Genomic DNA, 668 nt, shown 5'->3' on the forward strand with positions numbered 1-668 from the left:
CTAGTAATCGCGGGTCAGCATACCGCGGTGAATACGTTCCCGGGCCTTGTACACACCGCCCGTCACACCACGAAAGTCGGCAACACCCGAAGTCGGTGAGGTAACCTTTATGGAGCCAGCCGCCGAAGGTGGGGTCGATGATTGGGGTGAAGTCGTAACAAGGTAGCCGTATCGGAAGGTGCGGCTGGATCACCTCCTTTCTATGGAGACTTGTCACGGTAGAGGGTGCGCCCCTGTAAAGGAATGGTACCTCTATGCAGTGAGATGTCGAGGTCGAACCGGACGGAGACCATCTGCCAAGCAGGTGAGGTCCTGACGGAGAGGTACGCACGTAATGATATACAACTGTTTGATTTTGAGGGACTGGAGGAACTTACCAGTTGAATTGCTCAACTGAGTGTAGTAAACTCTTAATTCCGGTGATGAACCGGATGAACCTCAGGTTGTTCCTTGAAAACTGCACAGAGGTAAATGTAAAGCGCAAAGCAATGATAATTACAGCGTAGTTGTTTTTGGTAGTTTGGCTCTTTGCTTGCGAAGGCAAGTGAATGTCAGATTGGCCGAAACAGCACGAAGTGATCATCCTTGAAAATAAGGTCAAGTTAGTAAGGGCATACGGTGGATGCCTAGGCGCTGAGAGGCGAAGAAGGGCGCGGATAACTGCGAAA

General features: G+C 50.7%; 2 rRNA genes. Both read left to right on the plus strand.

The window, feature by feature from the left end:
• Positions 1-200, plus strand: a 16S ribosomal RNA gene (locus H1S01_RS20610); the annotation flags it as partial.
• Between the two features lie 395 nt (positions 201-595).
• Positions 596-668: ribosomal RNA gene (locus tag H1S01_RS20615) — 23S ribosomal RNA — on the plus strand; the annotation flags it as partial.

This window comes from Heliobacterium chlorum (assembly GCF_014502795.1).
Lineage (GTDB): Bacteria > Bacillota > Desulfitobacteriia > Heliobacteriales > Heliobacteriaceae > Heliobacterium > Heliobacterium chlorum.